The following is a 23,494-nucleotide window of genomic DNA, read 5'->3' as shown; positions in this document are numbered from 1 at the left end:
TCCGTAAACTCGGAGGCATAAATAAAAGCGCGGTGGTAATCATCCATTTGCCAAAGCTCCTGCGGGGGAAGATGATGCTTCTGCCAGACCCGGTGGGAGATCAGGGCATGATAATCACCACTGCGGATTAGTTTTTTGCTTCTTCCACCAGCTCTTCAAAGTCCGTATCAAAGCCGTTCACGCGCTGAACCGCTTGAATAAGCTCGGCGTATTCGCCGCCTACGTTCAGAATCTCTTTGACCAGATCGCATGGGTCCACCAGACCGTAGCTGCCCAGCAGCTCCTGATCGCGGAAATCCGGATAAACGGTTGTTTCAACGGCCAGACGGCAGGCGAACCGTTTCCAGTCCACTTCTTCGCCGACTTTCTTGCCTTTTTTGAATTGCGGTACCGTGCATTCGTCCTGCAGCTCTTCGATCCGCTTAGTGTCCACAGCTTTCAGCTTGAATGGAATCGGGTTGCCTTCTTCATCCTCGAAACGCCGCGATACGAGGATCTCCTCGATAGCTGCCTGCTTCGCCTTGCCCTTCATGAACACATTCATCGATTTTGTTGCCGTTGTCATGGTCCATTCCCCTTCCGAGTTAGAGAGTATTATTCAAAGCCGTCCTTAAGAGCCTCCGGTATTTCGGCACCTTCGAAGGTAAACGGAATTTCCTCTTCCAGCACTTCGGCTTCTACGTTGAACTGTCCGATCTTTACCGAATCAATATTGCAGTTCAGCAGCGTTATGCGTTCTGTACCGCGGCCGGAGCCCGGATCGTCAAGCACGCCCTGCAGCGTGAAATACACATCTTTGCCCGAGGTTGCGTATTCCAGCAGCATTTTGGAGAACTTGGTCGTTACTTTATAAAGCGTCAACGTACCGGTACCGCTTAAGGATGTTGTCTTCTTGCCAAGCCAGCGGTTGCCGAGAACGGCCACGTCCACCTTGTTCTTCTCGATCGTCGCTTCAAACGACTTGGCGTAGCCGATTTCCTCGCTGTCAATAAACAGTCTTGCTTCCCGGCCGTTGATCGTATTGTCCGCACGGAATTTTGCCATCGATTATCGCACCTCCACCGTAAAGAAAAATTTCTCCATACTGTCTACCGGCTGAATGCCCAGATTGACATACACTTCGTCCCCGACCGATCGGACCGTGTCGATCTCGAAATCTTTAATAAAATCAACGTTCTGGATTGCCCCGGCATCCTGCAGATCACGCAAATATTGATTGGCGGCAGCCTTGAGCAGGGCATGGCCGTCTCCGTTATTATCGATTTTGCCGATATAGCTGTCGTTGGCGACCCGTGCAAAATCATTCGCAATCGCGTCCAGCACGCGGACTACGCGATTTTTCGAGAAGCGGCCGTTGCGGGTCTGCGAATAGGATACGAGAGAGTTGATATCCTGCTCGACCTTCACCTTCACGCCGTCGTGAACAAAGACGAATTGGCCTTTCTTCAGCGCCTCGATCACCTGGCTGTTCTTCAGACGCGGATTCGCGTCAACCGCTCCTTCATAAGCGCTGTACGTATTGGACTGAATGATCGAAGCTCCGGCGGTAGCTCCGGCTACCCAGGCAACGGCATCCAGCGCGCTCAGCGTGGTGCCGTCCAGCAATACCACGCCGTTGCCAACGCTGACGATTCCTTCATAGTCCGAAATATTGGAGAATGCTCCGTCTTTTACGGGCGACGCGATAACGCCTTGAATTTTCTTGCCTTCTTCCTCGCGCATCCGCTTGATAAACGATATAAACGAGATTTTGAGATTATCATCCGAGAATGGATAGGCGATAACGTCAAAATGCTGCGTCTCCGTCGCTTCCAGATACTCCGTATGATCTCCGCCCGTTACCGAGCTGTTTGTACCTCCCGCAAGCGGGGAGCCCGCTGTCTTATCAACGCCGCCCGTACCGGAGAACGTTACCCAAGCGTTAGCCTTCAGCTCGGACGCGCTGCCGACGAGCTGCTGGTCAACAACACGGCCGCTCACCAGCGTTTTAACCAGCTTCTTTGCCGCTCCGGACGGGTCATCCTCTGCAGCTATGGCAATATCATTGCCTCTTGATCCGGTATGTATGGCCGTTGCCGTTACGGCGTTAGTATCCGCGCCAAATGTCACCTTCGCACGTTCGCCGGCATTCAGCCTGTAGAGAAGCAGCGTCTTCGCCCGCTTCTTCGCTTCGCGCACCTTGATCATCTTCGGATCGTTGATGTCGTAGCCAAGCAGCTCAAGCACATCGCTGTCGGTCTCAATCTTCAGGAACGTTTTCGACTGCCCCCAGCCCAGCTCAAGCGGCATCGTTACCGTGCCTCGCTCGCCGGATTTGATCCGCTCGAGCGCGGCGATCTTGAAGTTCATATACAATCCCGGTCTTACCTTCTCCACGCCTTGAATCCATGTTCCTCCCGCCATCTTAACGAACCTCCCTTTGCATATAGGCGTTGATCAGCGCTTGCGCTTCCGCAATGGTCAGCTCATGAGCGCTTGCTCCGTATAAAGCACCGTCAACCACTTCCGGATTTACCCGGAATAGCTCCCGCGCGTTTCGGCGCAGGCTTTCCGCCGTATAACGCGTCTCCGCCGTTTCTAATCCCGCGGCAGCCGGCGCGCTTTCGAGCGCATCCCCGGGTACTTGCGCCGGTGGCGGCTGGACCTCGCTTTTTCTAGGTCTAGGCATCGCTTTTCATCCTTTCCGTAACCGTTACGGTATTTACTTTCTCGTACGTTTCCCTTTCAAAGCCGATCTGTCTGGACCACTCCAGCGTTAATTGAGCTTCTCCGGTGCCGCCCATCTGAAGATCGAGCTTGTCAATTCGAATGAACTCGCCGGTCCTTGCACCATCCTCGGCGAGGCAAGGAATCCGGTACCTCGGCGCGCGGATCGCGTCCGCTATGCTGTCGGCTGTCATAAATGCTTTGCTGTCGGTCTCCTCGAACACCTTGATCACTAGCGTATACGTCTTGCGGAACGACACCAGGTTGCCCGGGCTGTCTGCAATCCGCGGCGGCGGGAACGCCAAGGCCGGCAGCGTCTTCTCCTCCGGCACATCGCCTATATACAGTTCGGCGCTGATCAGCTCCCCGCAAAAGGACGCAATCGACACGATGTCGGCAAACAAAATCGACCAGCCCCTTCATGAACGTAATCTGTTTCAGTGTAAGCTGAGCAGAGCTTATTTTCGGTACATGCCCTGTATGAGTTCTGTATGAAAATGGCTTAAGAAATGCCTAGTTTTTGACTAAAGCTAAGCGAAACGCCTCTCCGGACAACAAAAAAAGCCTCCCGCAGGAAGCTTCTGTTTTCGTATCGTCTGTCAGATCATATTGGCTGCTTTTAAGATGGAAGATATCGTATGTATGGCTCTCGACTTGTAAACATCGTAAGTGCTCTTTGGTATCTTCAGCACAAATTCGTATATGTATTTATCCTTCTTCTGCTCAAAAAAACATCGGGTCAAAATTTCCTTCCCCTCATAAGGCAGCGCCTCCAGCGCCCGTTCGATCGCTTTGCATTTTCCGGCATATTCAGCAATTTGGTCAACCCTATGATCCCACTCGGAAATATCGACTACCGCTTTCATTGACGGGTAAGCTTTCAGCAGCTGCTTCACCATCCGGCGATCGGAGTCCGTCACCTCTACATGGGCCTCAAGCAGCATGCTATTACATTCCTCCATCAGAATCAAAATAACCTAGATTACCTAGCTGAACATCACCCTCCATTTAAAGGTAATACCTATTTTACCAAAATTTTCTGTTTTGTGAACAGTTCCTTTGAACTATAAAAAACGGGAATAGTCACCATGGTTTACCATGCGATCTATTCCCGTTGTCTTCAGGAAGCTGCTATTTCACCCACAATTTAAATAGTCCTTCCGTAATCCCAAGGTTGTACATATAATAAAGGCCGAACAAAAAGCTCACCGTGCCCGCGGCCTGCATCAAACCGCGGTTCCATTTGACGCTTGTCTTGCTATATACAAACGGAATGCCCAAAATCGTTGTGAAAATCAGCATGCCCGTAATCGTTCCGATGCCGAATACCAGAATGTACATCGCGCATTCCCATACCGATTCTACCGTCGACAGGGTCAGAATAACCATAGCGGCGCTGCCGGCCAAGCCATGAATAAATCCGATGACCGTTACTTTGATGAGGGAGGACTTGTCGTGCTGATGGGAATGCTGGTAAGCGCGCTTTACCGATACGACGTTTTTATATCCCAAGTAAACGAGCATAATCCCTACCAGAAACTCCAGCGACATCGCCCACACTTCCGGAAGCTCTCCCTTTAGCAGGACAAGCACCATTCCTACGATAAACAAGGTGCTGGTATGGCCGATGCCCCAGAAAATCCCCGTTAACGTAGACCGCCACAGCTTTTTTTGATTGCTTACCATCGTTGACACCGCGATAATATGGTCGGGTTCAATGGAATGCTTGATGCCAAGCACCAGACCAAGCAGCAAAACCGTTATTAAACTCCCCACCACAATACAGCCTCCCAACCGTCTCTCTTTTTCTATTTAACCATTTTGTTCCATCCGAACTCTATCATAAACCTGTTTAAGAGGGATGCCAAGCGTGCTTGCGATTTTTTTGCAATCCTCGTATTCCGGTGCCCATTGGACTACTTCTCCGTTATACAAGCCTTTCTTGACCGTGACTGGCCCCCATTCCGTATGGACGGTTTCAAACACCCGCTCCAGCCGGTGAACGGTCAGCGGATAATAGCGGATGCCAAGCGTGGTTGTCTCGCGGAACAAGATCGCTTTCATCGCCTCTACTTTGTCCTGCGCGCATAAAAGCTGAAGCATCGTTCCCGGTCTGTTCTTCTTCATATAGATCGGGGTATAGAATACATCATTGGCGCCCGCCTCAAACAGCAAGTCCATCACGTACCCGAGCCACTCGCCCGAAATATCGTCCAGGTTCACTTCGAGCTTGACCATTCCGCTGTCTTCATGCTCATATGCCGGCTGATTTAACATGACTCCCGACTCCTATCCCTGCAGCTAATCGCCAATGACAACGCGCAGCACATTCGGATGTTCCGGGAACGTCTTTGTCCCAGCTCCGTATCCGATCGCCTCCACCTTGAACGATGGCATGGGGCCAAAGCTCTCGGCAAGCACCGCTGCGATAGCGGCGCCGGTTGGCGTAGTAAGTTCCGCGCGGATCGTCGACTGCTCGAGCGGAATGCCCTTAAGCATTTCGAGCGTTGCCGGCGCCGGCACCGGATAAATGCCGTGATCGATCCGGATTTTGCCGACTCCTACCGGTACGGGCGCGCATTTCACCGTTGTAATCTGCAGCTGGTGTAGCAGAATCGCCGCACCGACAATATCCACGATGGAATCTACGGCGCCTACCTCGTGAAAATGAACCCGTTCCAGCGGCAAGCCATGAATCTTCCCTTCGGCCTCGCCAATCTTCTTGAAGATTTGAAGCGCGGTCTGCTTAACCGCGTCCGTCAAGTCGGACTTTTCGATCAGCTGGACAATGTCTTTATACGCCCGATGATCATGGTGGTGATGGCCATGATCATGCGAATGGCTGCGGCCGTGATGATGCTCGTGATCGTGCGAATGGCTGTAGCCATGGTTGTGATCATGACTATGCGAATGATGGTGATGGTCATGCTGGTGCTCGTGGTCATGTTGGTGGTCATGATCATGATGATGCCCGTGATCGTGGTCATGATGATCATGATCGTGCTCGTGGCTGTGCCCATGATGATGCTCATGACCATGGCTGTGCGCATGGCCCTCATGCTTCAGCTCGACATCAAACTTCAAAGCCTTGATGCCGTTCTTCATCACATGCTTCCAGATGAGGTCGTATTCGTCGCTGATCTGAAGCTTTTTCAGCTCTGCCTGCAGATGAGCGGCGTCGCCTCCCGCATCCAGGAGAGCGCCGATAAACATATCTCCGCTAATGCCGGAGAAGCAATCGATATACAAGGTTTTCATAGGCCAGCGGCTCCTTTGTTTATAAGCTGATGGATAAGCGCGGCGTTGTATCCGCCGCCAAATCCGTTGTCGATGTTGACTACGCTGATGCCGGAGGCGCATGAATTCAGCATGGTGAGAAGTGCCGACAGTCCGTTGAAGCTAGCGCCGTAGCCCACGCTGGTCGGCACCGCAATAACCGGATGGGCGACAAGGCCGCCCACAACGCTTGGCAGCGCCCCTTCCATTCCGGCTACCACGACGGAAACGGCGGCTTGCTGAATCTCTTCCGCATGATGCAGCAGGCGGTGAATGCCCGCAACCCCAACATCGTAGAAGCGGCGTACGCGGCTTCCCAGAACTTCAGCCGTTACAGCCGCTTCTTCGGCAACGCCCAGATCCGAAGTGCCGGCCGCCACAACCGCAACAAACCCGTTCAGCTTGCTCTCTTGATTATCCGCATGCTTCCAGAACAGAAGTTTCGCTACGGGATCGTATTGATAATCGGAGCATTCGATCCGAATCTGATCCGCCTTTTCCCGAGACACGCGAGTAATAAGAACCTCATGATTTTGCGTCTGCAAAGCTTTCGCAATCCCGATGATTTGCTCCGCCGACTTGCCTTCCCCATAGATGATTTCAGGGAAGCCCTGGCGTTTTTTCCGGTGATGGTCCACCTTCGCAAAGCCCAGATTCTCGAATGTCGCCAGCTGCTTGGCTGCATCCTCTACGCTAAGCCCGCCGTTCTGTACCTGTCTTAGCACCTCTTCTAGCATGTATTCACCTCTTAAGCCTTTTCGGATCTTTAGAACAATGCTGCAATACTAGCTGCCAATTTCTCGTAGCGATCATAAATGGCTTTATACGCCTTGCTGTTCCCGGAATTCGGATGCACCGCTTCCCCCATCGGGATATTAGACTTGATTGAAGCCAGATCCTTTTCTTCCCCGATAGCGACCAGCCCAATCCAGGCGGCTCCCCAAGCCGCACTGTGGTGGTTCTCCGAAACGTAAATCTCCGCTTCGAAAATATCCGCCATCATTTGCAGCCAAAACGGCGAACGCGCCAAGCCCCCGTTGACGTAAATTTTCCGGGAAGGTCCGGCAAGCTGCTCCAAAGCCCGTCCAATCTGATACAGATTAAACGTAATGCCTTCCAGCACGGCGCGGACATAATGCGCCTTCGTATGGGCAACGGTCATGCCGTAAAAATTGCCTCTTGCCCGCGGATTCCAGAGCGGCGCTCTCTCCCCGTTAATATACGGGAGGAACAGCAGGCCTTCGGCACCGGGAGCGGACTTATCCGCCTCCGCGAGGAAGCTCTCGTAGCTGCCTTGATCATTCAAAAGCTGCTTCAGCCATTGCAGCGCGATGCCGCCATTGTTCGTAGGTCCGCCGATAATATAGGAATCCTCGGTAAACGAATAGCAGAACGTCTCGCCACGGCTGCTGACTTTCGCCTCATGGGTTACCTGACGGATTGCTCCGCTTGTCCCGACCGATACGGCAACCTCCCCGGGCAGCAGCGCGCCAATCCCCAGATTGGCCAGCTGGCCGTCCGCGGCGCCAATGGCCACGGGCAGCTCCGGAGCGATTCCCATTTCTTCTGCAATATCAGGGTTTATCGCACCTAAAAGGGTCGTAGGAGCAACAATCTCGGATAGCTGGCTTGCCCGAATACCGACCAAATCCAGCATTTCCCCATCCCACTCGCGCGTATGCGGGTTAAACAATCCGGTAGCCGATGCCATCGAATAGTCGATGACCCGCTTGCCAAACCAGCAATAAATCAGATATTCCTTAATCGACATAAAGAAGGCTGCTTGATGGTACGGCTCGTAGCCGGCGTCCTTCATCCATAACAGCTTCAGAAAGGGCGACATCGGATGGATTGGCGTACCCGTCCTTGCATAGTAACGCTGACGCTCTTCCTCTGTCAGGCGTTCCGCCTGATCCGTACCTCTTCCGTCCGACCAGATCAAGGCAGGAGATAACGGCTTACCATCCCACCCTACCGGCACAAGAGAATGCATAGCCGCGGAAAATCCGAGGACGGCAACGTCGTCCTTCCCGATTCCCGCTTTTTGAATCGCATAGCGTACAGCGAGAACGGCCGAACGTTCAATCGCTTCCGCGTCCTGCTGAACATAGCCTACCTGCGGGTATTCGGAGTGAATAAGCTCCTCCGACTCCGCAACCAGATGGCCCACGCGGTTAAAAACACAGGCTTTGGCGCTGGTTGTGCCCAGATCAAGCCCAATGACGTAATTTGACATTCCGATAAACCTTCCTTTTCCCCAAGCGTAAACGGCTTTTGGTCCGATTATAGATGAAGCGATCGATTCATGCTGCCGCTCCGGTATCCGAGCAGGTCAAGGGTTACGTATTTATAACCAAAGGCTTGAAGCTGCTCTACGATTGCCTCGTGATGAGCGAGGACAAGCGGCATATCGCCAGGCTCTACCTCTATTCTAGCAATCTCGTCGTGAGTACGCACGCGAACTTGGCGAATACGGAGCGATTTCAAGTAAGCCTCCGCGCGCTCCACCTTCAGCAGCTTCTCGTTCGTAATTCTCTCGCCGTAAGCAATCCTTGAGGACAAGCAGGCAAAGGAAGGCTTATCCCATGTCGGCAGGCCAAAAGCCTTCGACAGCTCCCGGATTTCCTGTTTATATAAATCCGCCTCCAGCAGCGGGCCTCTAACGCCTCTTTCCTTGGCCGCCTGCATGCCGGGACGGTGCTCATTCTTGTCATCCGCGATTACGCCGTACACCAGATTGGCGAAGGAACGCTCTTCCAGCAGCGGGAACAGGTGATCAAACAAGCTGCTTTTGCAAAAATAACAACGGTTCTTATTGTTCTCCGCATATCCGGGAATGGCGAGCTCCGAAGTCGAAACGACCTCATGCTGAACGCCGATTTGCTTCGCCAGCCTCTTGGCCTCTTCCAGCTCGCTGGACGGATAAGTCTCCGAGTCGGCCGTAACGGCAAGCACGTTCCCGGTCCCAAGCGTCTCAACCGCCGCTTTTAACAGAAAGGTGCTGTCCACCCCTCCGGAAAAAGCAACCACAACCGATCCCATCTCGCGAAGGATGTCCTGCAGGGCAACATATTTTTCAGTCGGCACTTCCATTCCCCTCTCTAGATCGTCATGCTGCCGAAACCGCCGTCCACGCGGATCAGGGTTCCCGTTACGAAGCCCGATGCTTTCTCCGAAGCCAGCCATACCGCTGCGCCTTGAAGCTCCTCCGGCGTTCCGAACCGGTTCATCGGCGTATGCCGCATAATCGAGGCAACACGTTCCTCGCTTAATATTTTACGGTTCTGTTCAGCCGGGAAGAACCCCGGAATAATGGCATTCACCCGGATGCCTTGCTCGGCGAACTCGCGCGCAAGGAACTGCGTAACGCTGTTAAGCCCTGCCTTGGATACCGAATAAGTAAACACTCTGGACAGCGGAGTTGTGGAGGATACGGAGGAAATGTTAATAATGCTGCCCGTCCGCTGCTGCTCGATCATTCGCTTCGCGAAGATTTGGCAGGTGAGCACGATTCCTTTCAGGTTGACGTCCATGATGTCGTCATACTCTTCCATTTCCAGCTCGAAGAATGGCGTTGCGCTGTTCTTGCCAGGAGCATTCAGCAGAATATCGCAACCGCCTCTCCATGCTTCAATCTCCGACTGCACCTTAAGCAGCGATTCCTTCGACAATACATCCGCATGGAACGCCTTCGCGCTGCCGCCATCGCTGATAATGGAGTCCACGACATCCTGCGCCTTTTCGAGATTCCGTCCGACAATCGCAACATGCGCGCCATGAGCGGCAAGACCTGCTGCCATCGAAGAACCCAGTACGCTGTTGCCGCCGATTACGACCGCCGTTTTCCCCGTCAAATCAAATAGATTAGCCGTCATTTCTCTTCTCTCCCCATGTCTATGATCTAGAACAAGTTCCCGTCTTTATCGAAATCCAGCTCATACAAATCCTTCACAATTTCCATGCGCGGATGATGCTTCACGTATTCCAGTAGAGCTTCCGACACTTCAATCTCGCCGATCTCCAGCGTGTTTTTGATTCGTACCATTTTCACTTGGTCAAAATGCAGAATATTGCAGGTCTTGATCGATGCTTGAATCGTCTCGCGGTCATTCGGAAGCGTCGTGGCAATCTTGGTTGGCGCCACAACCGTCGAAGTTAGACCGTTTGCATACGTCTTCTCAAGGTCCATCTTGTCTACGAGACGCTGCGTTGTGAAATCCGCCGTTCCAACGCCGTTCGCGTTGCCTTCCGTCTGATGCGTCAGGTCAAGCACCGCCATTTTGTTCACGTCCGGCCCGCCGTGGGCGTAAGGCGTCGGATAACGGCCCGTAATGTTCGGATCCATGCCGTCGCCGCTGATGTTCTTGCCGATCTGGTCAATAATGAGCACGTCAAGCTGGTCGAAGAAAAGCTTAGGCAGCAGCTCTTTCGCTTGGGCAAGGAATTGCGGCTCCCGCTCTACGATTTCATCCGGCGTCAGCGTTTCGATGAACCGTACTTTATCGAAAGCATTCTCGATCGACGCTACGCCAAACAGCACCGGCTTCTGCTCCATAATAAGCTTTGCCATAGCCGGGACATTCTCCGCCATGTATTTGAAGCCAAGCTGATGGCACGCCTCGGCGCCTCTTTGCTTGCCTAGACCGATGCTGATCATCTTCATGATACCGCTTTCCACATTACCCCTAAACGCCGTATGCGGCTTCACGCGGTTAATCACGACAATGCCGTCGGCCGCGGCGGCGAATTTATCCAAATAGACGGGAAGGCCGTTCGGAAGCTCGCCAAGCTGCACGACCTCCATCGAGGAGCGAATCTCGCAGCCTGCCGTTTCCTCCGTTACGCCCAGATGCGCCAGCACCTCGCGTTGTCCTTCCGCCGTCGCGCCGCCATGGCTTCCCATGCTGGGAACGATAAAAGGCTTCGCTCCGGCATCCTTCAGGAACTTCACGGTAACCGCCGTAATCTCCACCAGGCGGTCAAGTCCGCGGCTGCCCACCGCGATTGCAATCTCCATCCCCGGTTTGACGCGGCTTGTAATTTGCTCCCGCCGGAGCTTCGGCAGCAGCTCGCTTGCGATATCCTCTATTTTTGTATCGTCGAAGTTGACTTTCACCTTGGCCATGCGCGGAATCGGAATATCCTTGACCAGATCCTGCAAAATACCCATCCTGTCATCGCTCCTTTTATCGCTCTAATAATTTGTTTGTTTAATGAACAAATTAATTGTATTATCAATGTAACAAGCACTATCTCCATTGTCAATTCCGTATTTGCTACTATGCTTACGATGCAAGAATCGTCACAAAAAGCGTGTGACGATTCTAAGTCTATGCTTACGATGCAAGAATCGTCACAAAAAGCGTGTGACGATTCTTTTTAGGAGGAAAAAAATGATTACCGGCGACGCTTCTTATATAAAGAAAATGAATCGTTCTCTGATTCTGAAAGAAATATTGAAGGAAGGCATGCTATCGAGAGCCGACGTCTCCAAAGCAACCGCCCTTACCCGGGCGACGGTGTCGGGACAGGTCGCGGACCTGCTTAGCGAGGAACTAGTCGTCGAGAAAGAAATCGAATACAACCAGGTCGGCCGCAAGCCGATTATGCTGTCCATCAACGCGGAGGCCGGATACGCGATCGGCATTGATCTGGAGTATGATCAGATTTCCTTTGCGATCTCGGATCTGCAAGGCTCTCTTGTCTTAACCGACACTATGAAGCTGCAGCAATACAACGCTTATGAGGATATCTTGCTCTTGCTGACCGGGCAGATCAAGCGCTACCAGGAGCGTTTCGCGGACAGCCGATACGGCATTATCGGCATCGTAATCGCCATTCACGGCCTGGTCTCAACGGATGAAGTGATTCATTACATCCCTTCTTTTGACTGGCATGACGTACCGCTAAAGCGCGATCTGGAGAACGCTCTCGGCCTGCAGGTCAAGCTGGAGAACAACGCGAATCTCAGCGCATTCGCAGAGTGCGTATTTTTCCATCACGAGACCAACGATCTGTTAAGCGTAACCTTGCATTCCGGCATCGGGATGGGTATGATGTTTAACCACTCCTTCTTCCGGGGGCAAGACGGCTTTGCCGGGGAGATTGGCCATATGATAGTTGTTCCCGGCGGCCTTCCGTGCAATTGCGGCAATAAAGGCTGCTGGGAGAAATACGCTTCCGAGACTAGCATCCTCCAGCTATTGCGCGCCAAAAAGCCGGGCGAGGACATGACTTACGCGCAAATCGGGCGCTGGATTGAAGCGAAGGATCCGGATGTGACGGAGCTCATGGAGCAGTTCATCTATTATCTGTCCATCGGACTCAATAACATGATCAATATTTATAATCCCGAGGTTGTTGTGCTGGACAGCGAATTGCTGCGGATTTATCCGGATTCCCTTCAGCTTATTGAAGCGAATTTAAACTCCAGGGTCAGCCACTACCGCGAGATCAAGATTTCGACCATCGGGAAAAAATCCTGCGTGCTTGGCGCATGCGCGATTGCCATTCAGAGCTTCCTGCAGGTCCCCGTCTTGAATCTTCCGTATAAAGGGTAAGAAAAAAAGCGGTGCAGAGTTTATTCTCTGCACCGCTTTGCTTTTATTCGTGGAAATTCGTTCCGTCCGTTACAGCCTTCACATAACCCGCACGGATGACAAAGTCGCCGAAATTCTCGCCTTGGTTGCGCTCGGCCGCATACCGGTTAATGATTGGCGCAAGGGTATCAATGATTTCGTCTTCGCCGATATTTTCCTTGTACATCTTGCTGAGGCGGTCGCCCGCGAAGCCGGCACCCATGTACATGTTGTATTTGCCGGGCGATTTGCCGATAAAGGAAATTTCGCCAAGCGCCGGACGCGCGCAGCCGTTCGGGCAGCCTGTCATCCGGATGTTGATCTCTTGGTCCGCCAGTCCCGCGTTAGCAAGGATTGGCTCCAGACGGTCGATCAGGGACGGCAGATAACGCTCTGCTTCGGCCATGGCAAGACCGCATGTCGGGAGGGCTACGCAGGACAAAGCGCTGCGGCGAAGCGCCGAATAGTTGGAGCCTTCCGCAATGCCGAATTCCTTCAGAAGCGCAACGATTTTCGTCTTCTTCTGAGCGGAAACGTTAGCGATCACCAGGTTCTGGTTAGCCGTCAAACGGAAATCTCCGGTATGGATCTTGGCAATCTCGCGAAGCGCCGATCTCAGCTTATTGCCTTCCGTATCAACAACGCGGCCGCCTTGAACGTACAGGTTCAAATTCCATTTGCCGTCTTTACCTTTGATCCAGCCGTAACGGTCGCCCGTATGCTCGAAGCGGAATTCGCGGGCAGGCGCAAGCTCCCACCCGAGACGGTCATGCAGCTCGTCAATGAACCAAGGCAAGCCATGACGGTCGATCGTATATTTGAAACGAGCGTATTTACGTACGGAACGATTGCCATAGTCGCGTTGGATCGTCACGACTTTTTCCGCCACATCCAATACTTGATCAGGGGTTACAAAACCGATGACTTTGGCAAGCTGCGGGTAAGTCGCCGTATCGCCGTGCGTCATGCCCATGCCGCCGCCAACGCTGACGTTAAAGCCGGCAAGCTTGCCGTCTTCGCCAAGGATGGCAATAAACCCAAGATCCTGCGAGTACACGTCCACGTCATTCGAAGGAGGAACCGCAATACCGATCTTGAACTTACGCGGCAGGTAGACCGGTCCGTAGATCGGTTCCACTTCGCCTTGCTCCGCGCCGTCCACAACCTTCTCGCCGTCCAGCCAGATTTCATGGTAAGCGGGCGTTTTTGGCGCCAGATGCTTCGTCAGCTGCTGCGACCAGTAGTACACTTCGCTATGAAGCTCCGATTGGTACGGGTTAGGATTGCACATGACGTTACGGCTAACGTCCCCGCACGCAGCCAGTGTAGACAGCATAGCCGCATTGATTTCTTGAATTGTTTTTTTCAGGTTCCATTTCAATACGCCATGCAGCTGGAACGCTTGACGCGTAGTCAGCTTCAGGCTTCCTGTCCCGTATTTATCGGCCAGGCTGTCCATCAGAAGCCATTGCTCCGGAGTCGCGACACCGCCGGGCGTAACGACGCGAAGCATAAATTGATAATAAGGCTCGAGCTTTTGCTTCTGACGCTCGTTGCGATAATCGCGGTCGTCCTGCATGTAGCTGCCGTGGAATTTCAGAAGTCGGTTATCCAGCTCGGGAAGGCCGCCCGTAATCCGGTTCGCCAGCGACTCGGTCAACGAACCGCGCAAATAGTTACTTTCGAGTTTCAGATGCTCCACGTCGCTCGGCGGTCCGCCGACGGGCTCGACTTTATGGTTCTTTGCCATTGCTGTTAGCTCCTTTGCCCCATGTTATGGGTCCATACTTATCTATTGCTATGCGCTGCCGGTCGAGCGCCTAGTATACGTCGCGTTGGTAACGTCCTTGCTCTTGCAGAGCGGTCAGGTAAGCTGCCGCATCCTCAGGCGATTTGCCGCCGTATTGGCCGATAATCGACAGGAGCGCGGATTGAACGTCATGAGCCATATGCTTCTCGTCGCCGCACACATAAACATGAGCGCCGCTTTCCAGCCACTTGTACAGCTCAGCGCCATTCTCCAGCATGCGGTGCTGTACGTAAACCTTCTCGTCCGAATCGCGGGAGAATGCTACGTCCAGCTTCGACAATACGCCGTCCTTCAGCATGCGCTGCCAATCCGTCTGATACAGGAAGTCGGTTACGAAGTGACGGTCGCCGTAGAACAGCCAAGTCTGACCGCCGGCACCCGATTCCTCGCGCTCTTCCAGAAATGCGCGGAACGGAGCAACGCCCGTGCCGGGACCAACCATGATGACCGGCGTTTCCGGATTAGCCGGCAGCTTGAAGTTCGGGTTCTGCTGGATAAACACCGGCAGCTTGTCGCCAGGCTGCAGTCGTTCGGATACAAATACCGAGCATACGCCTTTGCGGTCACGGCCATGCGCTTCGTACTCCACCTTGCGGATGGTCAGATGCACTTCTTCCGGATGCGCTTCGATGCTGCTTGCAATCGAATAAAGACGCGGAGGCAGCTTGCGGAGCAGGCTTGCGACATCTGCCGCTTTCAGCGTCCAAGGCGCGTAATCGCGGAGCAGATCAAGCAGATCGCGTCCGTTCAGATACGCCTTCAGTTCTTCTTTATTTTCCGGTTTAACAAGCTCAGCCAGCTTCGCATTGCCCGAGAAGGCAACGGCTTTTTCCAGCAGCGGCTTCGTTAATACCGTAATTTCGTAATGATGGAGAAGTGCATCGCGGAGCGAGGACGTCTCGCCGGCTTTGCCCGTTACAACCTTCTCATCCGCATTCCAGTTCAGAAGCGCGATGATGTCGTCCACCAATGCCGGATCGTTCTGCGCGTATACGCCAACGGCATCGCCAGGAGCATAAGTCAGACCGGAGCCTTCGAGCGACAGCTCCAAATGGCGCGTCTCGCGGTCGGAGCCTCTGCCATTCAGGTTCAAGCTGTCAAGCACCTCGGCCATAAACGGATTCGAACGGGAATATTCGGACTCGCCCGCTGCTGCCGGAGAAGCCGATACCGCCGCTCCTTGCGGGGCCGCTGCTGCCGATGGCGCCGCGCTAACCGCGCTGCTGACTGCTGCAAGCCAGCCGGCTGCCGCATCTTCGAAATCAACGTCGCAATCCACGCGGTCAACGATACGTTCTGCGCCAAGCTCGGCAAGACGGGAATCGAAATCCGCGCCTGTTTTGCAGAAGAATTCGTACGACGTGTCGCCAAGAGCCAGAACGGAGAATTTCAAGCCTTCCAGCTTGGGAGCGCGTTTGCCATGCAGGAATTCGTAGAACGTTAACGCGTTATCCGGCGGATCACCTTCGCCGTGCGTGCTTGCGAGTATAAACAAATAACCGACTTCTTTTAATTTGTTGGTCTTGAACTGGTTCATCGCCGACAACGTCACGTCAAAGCCTTGTGCTTTCAGCTTTTCGGCCAGACGGCCGGCAAGTCTTTGCGCATTGCCTGTTTGCGATCCGAACAAAATGGTTGCATCCTTAGGACCTTGCGGAACCGCAGGCAACGCAGGTACTGCGGCCAGTGCGGTCACAGGCGCGTCTGCAACAGCCACTCCTGCGGCAACCGATGCCAGAGCCGTGTTATTGCCCGCGCCGTAAAAAGCCAAATAACCGCTCAGCCATTGCATTTGGGATCCTGTTAAAGTTGGGAGCAGCTTGTTCAGCAGTTCTGCCTGCTCGCCCGTAAACGGACTATTCGTCACTTGAAGTTGCAAACAACATCCACCTCACATCAATCTATAAAATCCGACTTCGACACTCTGTTTTTTACTATACTTAATACTAACGCAGGCTTTCGCAAGGTTCAATGCGTTCGTCGAAAAATGTCTATAAGATATTCTGTAATATTAATCACTTTTATTTATAAAGCTGCGAATCCGGACGAATACGGCTTAATTTTTCCCTATTTATGGCTGTATAATGCTTTTTGACCTCTTGCAGCCGGAGCAACCGGGAAGTTTCATACCATTACGTGCAGGTGTAAAAATGATTATAAAAAAATGCACCTCATTAAATGAGATGCATCGAGTATCTTATCTTTTTATCTTGCGAAGTTATGTCCGCCAATCCGGGCTACAACCTCGAGGTTGCTCCAGAACGCCCCTCTGGTGACGTTCGGATTATAGAAATAAACGGCGTCGTATACGTTATTTCTCCCGTTCAAGGCATCCTTCGCTGCGCGAAGCGCGCCGGCGTTCGGCTTGCTCTTGTCTAGCAGCCCGTTGTGGGCTGGCGGGAATTGCTTGCCGGAGTAGATTACATCGTGAATGGAATCCGGAAAACGGGAGTCCTTCACCCGGTTCAGAATAACATTCGCAATGGCAAGCTGTCCTTCGTAGGAGTCTCTGCCCGCTTCGATTTGGGAAATCTTCGCAAGCAGCGTTAAATCGCTTTGCGTAAAAGAGGAAGCCGGATTATCCAGGAACGAAGGGATAATGACTTTTAATTTAGTTCCGGGCTTTACCTGATCCTTGCTGTTGAAACCGTTACGCTTGAGCAAAGCTGCGGCGCTGATTCCGTATTCCTTGCTGATCTCGGCAAGACCGTATTCTTCGGTTACGGCCGCGCGGTCCACTTCGGTCAGCTTTGCCGTATTCGAATCGGTATCCCACGACAGATCGGCGTGGAGCACGTCTGCCAGCTGGCGGAGAGGCACATACATTCTGCCATCCTCCATGAATGGCACCGCGTCCATCTTGTAACGGCTGTCGTTGAAATACACGACCGGTACGCCGTTTCCGAATACAACTTCATCGTTATAGGCAGTATCTATTGTAAGTTCTTCATTATTGCTGTCCCAGCTGATCTCGGCGCCAAGCATCGTGGCAATGCGTGCTGCCGGTACATACATTCTGTTCTTTTGCGTAATTATGGAATCTGACAGCTTCGCGTTCTCGCCGTTTACCCGAACCGTTGCGCCCGCTTCTGCCGCAGAAACGCTTGCAAGCGGTCCAGCACTGAGCCAGAGAAGCGCTAAAGCCATTACGCAAGACATGATCTTCACAGATTTTTGCATGCTATGTATGATCATATATACCTCCTTGAATAAATGTAGGTATAAAGCCCTGAACCATTCATGCTCTGGGTAATTGTACCACATGCAAATATGAAGTTTGGATTAACATTTTCACAGAAAAGCTGAAATACGCTTGAAATTCTTTCATTTTTCTCATAAAAGGCCGATTTGTTTCTCATTTATTATTAATTTATACTATTAATAAATAGTTGGTCGTGAAGCAACCATAGGCGGTAGTGCCGGTCGCTCGTAACACGCGGACAAACCAAAGACCTCCGGGGATCCGGAGGTCTTTGGTTATAAATCCAGGTTACTTTTTCTCCGGCAAGCCGTTGGCTTCGCGGATCAGCGAGAAGTATTGGTCGGCGAGGACCACTTGATACTCAGGACCAAGCTGAGCCGTTACGCCCGCCAGATCCGTTGGCGTCATGCCCCATGCCAGGATGCCGAGGGAAACGAAGAGCGGCGATTTGCCGTCCCATTTCGCTTTCGCGTCCGCGAGAGCTTTTTTCGTATCGTTCACGGAGCCTACGCCTTGAATGTTGGACGTTGGAACACCGTCTACGATGTCTACCTTGGTAAAGTTATCCCAGCCGATGAAAAGGCCAGGCACATCGTATTGATCGCGGTACGCCGCATTGTTCGCTTTGCTGAGCGGCAGGTTTTCACCATTCAGGCGGTTAAGCACATAAGGGATGTTCATGCCGGTTTTCTTCAGGTAGTCTTTCGTATTATCCAGATAGTCGGTAAGAGCCTTCTCCGGCCAAGCCGCAGGGTAGAAGTAACCCGCTCCGGAAGGTCCGGCGATAATCTGATCGTTAGCCGTTGCCGTGCCATAGAAGTAGTTCAGCATGGCAGGAGCGGCATCGTACAGCAGCGGGCTTGAAGTCCAGTTGATCGGCACCTGGCCGCGTTTTGGATCATCCCACAAATTCCGCAGTCTATGCTGGTTGTATTGCAGGTTGTCGCCTTCGCTGAAGGTATACGTGACGTAAATCTTGTTATCCAGCTTCACCGGCTTCGGAGCCTTAGGCTTCGAGAATTCCGGCTTCGTGCCGGAGAATACGGTCATATTGCTGAACCAGTCCGCCGCGAGGACGTACACGCCATGATTCGAAGCGACCTCAACGCCGCTGAACTCGCCTTGGAAATCGTTGCTGAACCATCCGAGGTACGGTGTTCCCGGCTTCACATCGGACAGGATTTTCTCGAACAGCTCCTTCTCCGCAGGATCGTTGGAATCCAGCCAGAAGACCATTGCTTTATTGGCTACCGCGTAATCGCGCAGGTAACCGTATGGCTCCTTCGTCAGGGAAGAGAACGGCTGATCGTTGGTTGCGCTCACCTTGTACTCATTCCACATCTCAACCGACATGGTCAGCGCTTTTGTGCCTGCGGGCGCCGTGAACTTATACGTGAAATAGTTGCCGCCATCCGCAAAACGGTGGCCGCCGCTGCCCGAGGATACCTGAGAGCCTTGCGGATCGTACAGGTAAGGCTTCTCTGCATCCGTACCCGGCAGGAAGTGAGCAATCTCTACTCCGTCGGCCTTCACCGAAATTTCGTGAACCGCCGATCCCCAGCCATCCTGGGTGAAAGCGTCCCCGAACTTCACGTACACATCAGGCTTCGCCAAGAAGGACGACAGGTCGAGATCATACACTTTGCGGTTCTTCGCATCGCGCTCTTCCGTCTGCTCCTGCGCTACAACCTTGTAAGTATCCGGCTGATTCGCCGGCGGACGAGCGGATACTTCCGGGCTCAAGCCAACCAGCATCCGGTGGCTCGTTTCCTTCCACAAATTCTCGTACTCCCATGTATAAGCATCTACGCGATCTTTGAATTTGCCTTGAAGATCCTCGATGACCTTGAAGTTATACGGCGCGGCTTCCAGCTTTGCGGCCAGCTCGGGGCTTACGGCCACGCCGTCGCGAAGTCCCGCCAGCGTTGTTGCCACGTTTACGGAATCCGGTACGTTAGGATCATAGATAATGATACCTTTTACTTCTTTTTGGAACTTTTTCAAAAGATCGAAATGATCGTCGCGTACTTTATAGTCGACGTCCAGATCGTTCAGCCATTTGAACTTGCCTTCTTCCTTGCTCTCCAGCAGGTAGATGCGGGGCTCTTTACGGTTGACGATCCCCTGCAGGGTAGACAGCATAAGCTTCACATCGCCCGGAGCGTCATAAATGTCGGCAACCTCCAGCTGCTTGGGCTGCTTGAAGGTCGGAAGCTGTTGTTTGTCCGGCCATGAAATGGCGGATCCTTGTGCAGCCGGCTGCGGATCGGCATACGATCCTGCCGCCGTGAAAGACAGCGTACTGACAATTGCTAGACTGATTGCCGTTAACTTTCGAATCATGTTCTCACACCTCTTATGGTTTAATTAGTGATGCTGCAAATTCGAAAACGAAACGCTGGCTTCCCACCTCCTAGCCGTGCATCATAGCTGTGGCCCTCATACAAGACATATTATATATATTGTATATGTCATTTCAATAACTTCGACAAAAATTACCAAATAAATAGTTCTTTTCGTCTGCCTTAAGGTCTAAAGTAGGAGTCCATTGCTTTCGCAACCCATCAAAAAAAGACTTCCGGAATACCGGAAGTCTTACTCGGTTAGAGCTACTTATTCTCCTTGATTACCTGTTCAGTCAACCCTGTTATAGCTGCTTCATCTAATTTGTTATACTCCATCGTGATTGAACCTTCCCTGCCGTTAAATACCAGCAACTCGCGGTCGCCTGCAGCTGCTCTCTGAACCTGCTCACCGTCAATTACAATATCCTGACTATCATCCAAATCGGACTCGAAACTACTATAGGTTATTGTAATGAACGTTTCACCTTGATAGGGTCCGTATAAGATATCCTTATTTGCTTTCTGTTCATCTGCCAGTTTAACCAGCTTGCCTTTATGATTGGTGTAAGCAACAAGAATCTCTTGCTTGTCCCCAATAGCATTTCCCTTCTCATCCATTGGTGGACTAACGTGCTGAACATAAGTGGCTTCATAGCCATTCAGCTTGGGGATTTTAAATGTAAGATTGGATTGCTCAATCTTTTCCTGGGCTCTAGCAAGCCCGTTAGCAGAGCTCTGACATCCGGCTAGCAGCAGCAAGCACGCACAGAAGAGCATACCTAACTTTTTCATATGATCACCTCGCTGTTACTTATTAAAGAGTCTCCCTCCCTATTCCTCCTTATAATCGGGAAAAAGACTTCCGTTTACCGGAAGCCTCCTGCATTCATCAGTCCTCTATCGCCGCCTTGCGGCTATTAATACGGCGGATCAGCTCGGGGTCGAACTTGGCCCGTCTGTCGTACGTATACAAGCCGTTTACTTCCTGCTCCACGTCGTACAGCTGCGTATAGCAGAAACCGAACATCTTAGGATGGTCCAGCAGCGTATCCGTCAGACCCGCATAACGGGCAATGAACGCCTCCTCCGATACCGGACGGTCGCCGTAACCCCACGACTTCTCGTCCTTCTGTTCCGGATTCCACCAGATCCCGCCGTATTCGCTGACGAAATAAGGCTGGCCTTCATACTGCTGCCTCTTAGGGAACGTATTAAACACTTCGCCGCCGTTTTTCATCGGCTCGTATCTCGCCTTAAACGTCTCCGGATTCTGGTCGTAATCATGGACGTCGAATATATCCGTGACGACATGGAAATTGCCGCTAGTATCGATAACCGGACGCGTCGGGTCCATCCGCTTCGTCACCTCGTAGACGATGCGGAGCACCTCGTTATTTTGCTTGGTCCCGTCCTTATCCCAAGTCTCGTTAAACGGACACCAGCCAATGAGCGCCGGATGGTTGAAATCCCGTTCCATTCCTTCCAGCCATTCCGGCAAAAAGCCGGCCAGCCCCTCCGAAGTCGTGATGTCCAGTCCCCAGTTGGCATGCTCGCCCCATACCAGGTAACCAAGCTTATCCGCCCAATACAGGAAACGGGGCTCGAATATTTTCTCATGCAGCCTTGCGCCGTTAAAACCAAGCTCCATCGAGATCTCGATATCCTTGCGAAGATCCTCGTCGCTTGGAGCCGTATAGACGCCATCCGGGTAAAAGCCCTGATCCAGCACAAGCCGTTGGAATACGGAATTGCCGTTAATGCGGAATGCCATGCCGTCCAGCTTCACGCAGCGAAGCCCAAAATACGATCGGACCGTATCAAGCGTCTGCCCGTCCCGAACCAGACTGATCTCCAGATCGTACAATTGCGGATTGCCCGGCTCCCAAAGATGAACCTCCGATAATGGGAGCGTAAGCCGCGACGACGGACCGGATACCGTCCCACTCGCCGAACCGGCCGTTGCCCCATCGTACGATGCGTTCACAGCCAGCGTTGTGCCTACCTGAACCCCGCTTCCGCCAAGCTGCAGCTCCAGATGCGCGCAAGCGTTATCCGGATCTGGGACAAGCTTCATCCCTGCCAAATAAGTCTCCGGAACCCGTTCCAGCCAGACTGTCTGCCAAATGCCCGTTGTACGGGTATAATCGCAGCCCGAAGAGAAGTAGCCACCGCATTGCTTGCCACGCGGCTGACGCCCCGAGCGCTGATCATCTACCGCATATACGGTAATCACATTGCTGCCCGCCGACACCGCGAACGTAACATCAAAGCTGAAGGAGGAATAACCGCCTCGGTGCCTGCCTACCGCCGTACCGTTTACCCATACTTCCGCTTCGTAATCCACAGCGCCAAAGTGAAGCAGAATCCGCCCGCCGTTTGCCCATTCATCCGGAAGTGTAATTTCTCTCTTGTACCAGACCGCCGCCATAAAATCCTTGTATTCTACGCCCGAGAGCCTGCTCTCCGGGCAGAACGGGACGGTAATCGTACCGGAGAGCTCAAAGCCGGGTTCCTGGAACCCGCGCTCCTTGCCGCTTTTGCCGTGGTCGATCTCGAACTGCCACTGTCCGTTCAGATTGATCCAATCAGGCCGAACCCACTGGGGACGCGGATATTCGGGACGGGGAATCGTAAGTTTCATAAGTTAGCAAGCTCCTTTGCAATTAGCCTTTAATCGAACCGACATAGACGCCTTTAACAAAGTATTTCTGCAGGAACGGATACACCATTAGAATCGGCAAGGTGGAAAATACGATCGCGCAATACTTCACCAATTCCCGGAAAGCGGTCGCGCTGGATGCGCTGTCGATCACAACGCCGCCGGCGCTGCCCTGAGTCGTAGCCGTGGAATCGTTCGCGACCAGAATTTCCTTCAATAATAGCTGCAGCGGGAACTGATCCCGGTCCTTCAGCAGCACCATCGCGTTAAACCAGGAGTTCCAGTTGCCCACGAGATAATAGAGGAAAATAACGGCGAGCGTCGCCTTGGACAGCGGCAGAATAACGTTCACGAGCAGCTTCAGCTGGCTTGAGCCGTCGATAATCGCCGCCTCCTCCAGCTCGGCCGGAATCGACTGAAAGCCGGTACGAAGCACGATCATATTCCAAGTATTCAGGGCCGTAGGCAGAATCATCGCCCACAGATTGTTGTACAGACCGATATCCTTCATTAATAAGAACCAAGGAATTAATCCGCCGCCGAAAAACATCGTCACGGTAATGATGATCATGATATATTTCTTGAAATACAAATCGCGCCTGGACAGAACAAAAGCGCCCATAATCGTCATGAGCATATTCACCAGCGTTCCAAGCCCTACATACAAAATTGTATTCTTGTAGCCAACCAATAGACTGTTATCCTTGAAAATGAGCTTGTAGCCGTCCATCGTAAGGCCAAGCGGCTTTAACAACACGCCTTTATGCGCGACCAGTCTTGCCGGGTCGCTGACGGAAGCGAAGATGATATGGACGATCGGATACAGGCAGCACAATGTTAATACCGTAAGCAGGACATAGATCATGACATCAAATGCCCTGCTGCTAAGCGAATCATATCTCATCGTAATAGCCTCCC

20 protein-coding genes and 1 pseudogene are annotated in these 23,494 nt (G+C 52.6%); 1 reads left to right on the top strand and 20 read right to left on the bottom strand.

Going from position 1 to position 23,494, the window contains the following annotated elements; all coding sequences use genetic code 11:
• Positions 1–127 precede the first annotated feature (127 nt).
• The 13 genes and pseudogenes from EV294_RS02910 to EV294_RS02845 form a co-directional block, all read right to left on the bottom strand.
• The gene (locus EV294_RS02910) at positions 128–565 is read right to left on the bottom strand and encodes a phage tail assembly chaperone (RefSeq protein WP_132303607.1); all 438 of its coding nucleotides are present in this window, start codon (positions 563–565) and stop codon (positions 128–130) included.
• Between the two features lie 29 nt (positions 566–594).
• Positions 595–1,044: a phage tail tube protein gene (locus EV294_RS02905; protein WP_127496018.1), complete on the bottom strand. Its 450-nt coding sequence runs from the start codon at positions 1,042–1,044 to the stop codon at positions 595–597.
• Positions 1,045–1,047: 3 nt separating this feature from the next.
• The gene (locus EV294_RS02900; protein WP_132303605.1) at positions 1,048–2,403 is read right to left on the bottom strand and encodes a phage tail sheath family protein; all 1,356 of its coding nucleotides are present in this window, start codon (positions 2,401–2,403) and stop codon (positions 1,048–1,050) included.
• A 1-nt stretch (position 2,404) separates the two neighbouring features.
• A complete protein-coding gene (locus EV294_RS02895; protein WP_132303603.1) occupies positions 2,405–2,668 on the bottom strand; it encodes a YqzN/YkzM domain-containing protein in 264 nt (87 codons plus the stop codon).
• Complete coding sequence (locus tag EV294_RS02890; protein WP_132303601.1) at positions 2,661–3,110, bottom strand: hypothetical protein; 450 nt, start codon at positions 3,108–3,110, stop codon at positions 2,661–2,663. Before EV294_RS02890 ends, EV294_RS02895 begins: the two co-directional genes overlap by 8 nt.
• A 195-nt stretch (positions 3,111–3,305) precedes the next feature.
• Positions 3,306–3,650 (bottom strand): hypothetical protein, encoded by a 345-nt coding sequence (locus EV294_RS02885; protein WP_132303599.1) that lies wholly within the window; start codon positions 3,648–3,650, stop codon positions 3,306–3,308.
• A 187-nt stretch (positions 3,651–3,837) separates the two neighbouring features.
• Positions 3,838–4,485, bottom strand: coding sequence for a HupE/UreJ family protein (locus EV294_RS02880; RefSeq protein WP_132303597.1), 648 nt, complete (start codon positions 4,483–4,485; stop codon positions 3,838–3,840).
• Between the two features lie 33 nt (positions 4,486–4,518).
• Positions 4,519–5,964 (bottom strand): annotated as a pseudogene (larC, locus tag EV294_RS30580) (nickel pincer cofactor biosynthesis protein LarC).
• On the bottom strand, positions 5,961–6,719 hold the full coding sequence (gene larB, locus EV294_RS02865) for a nickel pincer cofactor biosynthesis protein LarB (protein ID WP_132303591.1): 759 nt from the start codon (positions 6,717–6,719) through the stop codon (positions 5,961–5,963). The pseudogene larC and the gene larB overlap by 4 nt, the downstream one beginning before the upstream one ends.
• Before the next feature lie 29 nt (positions 6,720–6,748).
• A complete protein-coding gene (locus EV294_RS02860) occupies positions 6,749–8,218 on the bottom strand; it encodes a gluconokinase (protein ID WP_132303589.1) in 1,470 nt (489 codons plus the stop codon).
• Positions 8,219–8,265: 47 nt separating this feature from the next.
• Positions 8,266–9,075, bottom strand: a complete 810-nt coding sequence (gene larE / locus EV294_RS02855) for an ATP-dependent sacrificial sulfur transferase LarE (protein WP_165930564.1) — start codon at positions 9,073–9,075, stop codon at positions 8,266–8,268.
• Between the two features lie 8 nt (positions 9,076–9,083).
• Positions 9,084–9,857 (bottom strand): SDR family oxidoreductase, encoded by a 774-nt coding sequence (locus EV294_RS02850; RefSeq protein WP_132303585.1) that lies wholly within the window; start codon positions 9,855–9,857, stop codon positions 9,084–9,086.
• 26 nt (positions 9,858–9,883) lie between these two features.
• On the bottom strand, positions 9,884–11,152 hold the full coding sequence (locus EV294_RS02845; RefSeq protein ID WP_132303583.1) for a nickel pincer cofactor-dependent isomerase, group 22: 1,269 nt from the start codon (positions 11,150–11,152) through the stop codon (positions 9,884–9,886).
• A 223-nt stretch (positions 11,153–11,375) separates the two neighbouring features.
• Between EV294_RS02845 and EV294_RS02840 the strand changes: the two genes are divergently transcribed.
• The gene (locus tag EV294_RS02840; protein WP_132303581.1) at positions 11,376–12,542 is read left to right on the top strand and encodes an ROK family protein; all 1,167 of its coding nucleotides are present in this window, start codon (positions 11,376–11,378) and stop codon (positions 12,540–12,542) included.
• A 43-nt stretch (positions 12,543–12,585) separates the two neighbouring features.
• Here EV294_RS02840 and cysI read toward each other — a convergent pair whose 3' ends face one another.
• The 7 genes from cysI to EV294_RS02805 all read right to left on the bottom strand — a co-directional run bounded on the left by cysI (position 12,586) and on the right by EV294_RS02805 (position 23,480).
• Entirely contained in the window at positions 12,586–14,310 is a 1,725-nt protein-coding gene (gene cysI / locus EV294_RS02835; protein WP_132303579.1) for an assimilatory sulfite reductase (NADPH) hemoprotein subunit, read from the bottom strand.
• 70 nt (positions 14,311–14,380) lie between these two features.
• Positions 14,381–16,249: an assimilatory sulfite reductase (NADPH) flavoprotein subunit gene (locus EV294_RS02830; protein ID WP_132303577.1), complete on the bottom strand. Its 1,869-nt coding sequence runs from the start codon at positions 16,247–16,249 to the stop codon at positions 14,381–14,383.
• A gap of 326 nt (positions 16,250–16,575) precedes the next feature.
• A complete protein-coding gene (locus EV294_RS02825) occupies positions 16,576–17,565 on the bottom strand; it encodes a cell wall hydrolase (protein WP_132303575.1) in 990 nt (329 codons plus the stop codon).
• Between the two features lie 295 nt (positions 17,566–17,860).
• A complete protein-coding gene (locus EV294_RS02820; protein ID WP_132303573.1) occupies positions 17,861–19,915 on the bottom strand; it encodes a GxGYxYP domain-containing protein in 2,055 nt (684 codons plus the stop codon).
• A 266-nt stretch (positions 19,916–20,181) separates the two neighbouring features.
• Positions 20,182–20,709 carry a hypothetical protein gene (locus EV294_RS02815; RefSeq protein WP_132303571.1) on the bottom strand — a complete coding sequence of 176 codons (528 nt, stop codon included), beginning with the start codon at positions 20,707–20,709 and terminating at the stop codon, positions 20,182–20,184.
• A gap of 97 nt (positions 20,710–20,806) precedes the next feature.
• Positions 20,807–22,558, bottom strand: coding sequence for a glycoside hydrolase family 2 protein (locus EV294_RS02810; protein ID WP_132303569.1), 1,752 nt, complete (start codon positions 22,556–22,558; stop codon positions 20,807–20,809).
• Between the two features lie 22 nt (positions 22,559–22,580).
• On the bottom strand, positions 22,581–23,480 hold the full coding sequence (locus EV294_RS02805) for a carbohydrate ABC transporter permease (protein ID WP_132303567.1): 900 nt from the start codon (positions 23,478–23,480) through the stop codon (positions 22,581–22,583).
• Between the last annotated feature and the right edge of the window lie 14 nt (positions 23,481–23,494).

Origin of the sequence: Paenibacillus sp. BK033 (assembly GCF_004345425.1) — a bacterium.
Lineage (GTDB): Bacteria > Bacillota > Bacilli > Paenibacillales > Paenibacillaceae > Pristimantibacillus.
This window is presented reverse-complemented; position numbering and strand designations above follow the sequence as displayed.

Excerpts from the sequence above, each read along its gene's own strand:
- EV294_RS02900 (WP_132303605.1), bottom strand. The coding sequence starts at position 2,403 with ATGGCGGGAGGAACATGGATTCAAGGCGTGGAGAAGGTAAGACCGGGA.
- larE (WP_165930564.1), bottom strand. The coding sequence starts at position 9,075 with ATGGAAGTGCCGACTGAAAAATATGTTGCCCTGCAGGACATCCTTCGC.
- EV294_RS02820 (WP_132303573.1), bottom strand. The coding sequence starts at position 19,915 with ATGATTCGAAAGTTAACGGCAATCAGTCTAGCAATTGTCAGTACGCTG.
- EV294_RS02825 (WP_132303575.1), bottom strand. The coding sequence starts at position 17,565 with ATGATCATACATAGCATGCAAAAATCTGTGAAGATCATGTCTTGCGTA.
- cysI (WP_132303579.1), bottom strand. The coding sequence starts at position 14,310 with ATGGCAAAGAACCATAAAGTCGAGCCCGTCGGCGGACCGCCGAGCGAC.
- EV294_RS02850 (WP_132303585.1), bottom strand. The coding sequence starts at position 9,857 with ATGACGGCTAATCTATTTGATTTGACGGGGAAAACGGCGGTCGTAATC.
- EV294_RS02805 (WP_132303567.1), bottom strand. The coding sequence starts at position 23,480 with ATGAGATATGATTCGCTTAGCAGCAGGGCATTTGATGTCATGATCTAT.
- EV294_RS02885 (WP_132303599.1), bottom strand. The coding sequence starts at position 3,650 with ATGCTGCTTGAGGCCCATGTAGAGGTGACGGACTCCGATCGCCGGATG.
- EV294_RS02910 (WP_132303607.1), bottom strand. The coding sequence starts at position 565 with ATGACAACGGCAACAAAATCGATGAATGTGTTCATGAAGGGCAAGGCG.
- EV294_RS02815 (WP_132303571.1), bottom strand. The coding sequence starts at position 20,709 with ATGAAAAAGTTAGGTATGCTCTTCTGTGCGTGCTTGCTGCTGCTAGCC.
- EV294_RS02845 (WP_132303583.1), bottom strand. The coding sequence starts at position 11,152 with ATGGGTATTTTGCAGGATCTGGTCAAGGATATTCCGATTCCGCGCATG.
- EV294_RS02840 (WP_132303581.1), top strand. The coding sequence starts at position 11,376 with ATGATTACCGGCGACGCTTCTTATATAAAGAAAATGAATCGTTCTCTG.
- EV294_RS02895 (WP_132303603.1), bottom strand. The coding sequence starts at position 2,668 with ATGCCTAGACCTAGAAAAAGCGAGGTCCAGCCGCCACCGGCGCAAGTA.
- larB (WP_132303591.1), bottom strand. The coding sequence starts at position 6,719 with ATGCTAGAAGAGGTGCTAAGACAGGTACAGAACGGCGGGCTTAGCGTA.
- EV294_RS02860 (WP_132303589.1), bottom strand. The coding sequence starts at position 8,218 with ATGTCAAATTACGTCATTGGGCTTGATCTGGGCACAACCAGCGCCAAA.
- EV294_RS02810 (WP_132303569.1), bottom strand. The coding sequence starts at position 22,558 with ATGAAACTTACGATTCCCCGTCCCGAATATCCGCGTCCCCAGTGGGTT.
- EV294_RS02905 (WP_127496018.1), bottom strand. The coding sequence starts at position 1,044 with ATGGCAAAATTCCGTGCGGACAATACGATCAACGGCCGGGAAGCAAGA.